Source organism: Methylophaga sp. UBA5088 (assembly GCF_002414625.1).
GTDB classification, from domain to species: Bacteria; Pseudomonadota; Gammaproteobacteria; order Nitrosococcales; family Methylophagaceae; genus Methylophaga; species Methylophaga marina.
In genome coordinates this window covers 3,130-4,526 of sequence record NZ_DIAC01000113.1, presented here as the reverse complement: position 1 = coordinate 4,526, position 1,397 = coordinate 3,130, and the positions used below count along the sequence as shown (strand labels likewise).

Below are 1,397 nucleotides of genomic sequence, written 5' to 3'. Positions count from 1 at the left end.
ACAACGCCACGCTCAGCTGGGTCGACTATGTATATCCCTGAGGCGATCCACACCAGAAAAGCAATTATGGCAATCAAACCAAAACCAAAGAAACCGCCCCGACCTGATGAGTTGTTATTGTTATTATTACCTTTACCACCAAAAATGCCACCAAGCTTACGTTGCATATTCTGGATAACTTCGTCTAAATCAGGTGGCCCATCATTGCCACGATTACCCCACGGGTCTTTACCACCGTTTCCGGGTTCATTCCAAGCCATGTAGCTCTCCAAATTGAAAAAACAGAGAATTTATTTCAAACACGCCTATTTTACGGACATGGTCACTATAAGCAACCAAAACCGTATCTAGGCATCAACATATTCAGAAAGTGATTCTTCTGGAAAATATTCATGTAGGGCATCTCGTAACAATTCCAGCCCTTCACCTGTTCTTGCTGACAACCAAATACGGTTAATATTACCCTTATCATCTCTATCGATGCGCGGTGAAATATCATCGACCTTATCTATTTTGTTATAAATAATTACCTGGCGGACTTCATCAGCTTCGATTTGTTTTAAAACCTCATTCACATGATGAATAAGATCATCACGATCATTCGCGCCACAATCAACGACGTGTAGCAGCAGTTCAGCATCACGTGTCTCTTCAAGTGTCGAACTAAATGACTCGACGAGATCATGAGGTAAGTCACGTATAAAACCGACCGTATCTGCCATGATGAGGAGTTCGGTTTCTTGTAGCTTAACTCTTCTTAAAGTTGGGTCTAATGTCGCAAATAATCGGTCATCAGCATAAACTTTAGCTGATGTCATTTTGTTAAATAATGTGGACTTGCCTACGTTTGTGTAACCAACCAGGGACACAACAGGTACACCGCCTCGCTGTCGTGAACGTCGGCCTTGCTCCCGTTGTGACTGAACTTTACCCAAACGCTTCTTAAGTGACTTGATACGTTGGCCTAGTAAGCGTCGGTCTGTCTCCAGCTGTGTTTCACCAGGTCCACGCAATCCGATACCACCTTTTTGCCGCTCAAGGTGAGTCCAGCCTCGAACTAGTCGCGTTGATAAATGCTGAAGTTGGGCTAGTTCAACTTGGAGTTTACCTTCATGAGAACGTGCTCTTCTGGCAAAAATATCCAATATCAGACCTGTTCTGCCCAGCACCCTGCATTTGAGTTTCTGCTCAAGATTTCTTTCCTGACTAGGTGACAACTCATGGTTAAAAATGACTAAGGCTGCATGCGAGGCATGAACATGTTCTGCAATTTCATCAACTTTACCACTACCAGCAAAAAATTTAGGATCGGGGCGGTGGCGTTTTCCTTGAATAATCGCTGCAATCGCTGCACCTGTTGAGCCAACTAATTCAATAAACTCTTGTTGAGAATCATC

Annotated in this window: 2 protein-coding genes; both read right to left on the bottom strand. The window is 43.6% G+C overall.

Features of this window, described 5'->3' with window-relative positions:
- Positions 1–260 (bottom strand): protease modulator HflK N-terminal domain-containing protein (locus B4K20_RS14385; RefSeq protein ID WP_289283426.1); only part of this gene is annotated, 260 nt, incomplete at its 3' end.
- An 87-nt stretch (positions 261–347) separates the two neighbouring features.
- Positions 348–1,397 (bottom strand): ribosome rescue GTPase HflX (hflX, locus tag B4K20_RS14380; protein ID WP_289283425.1); only part of this gene is annotated, 1,050 nt, incomplete at its 5' end.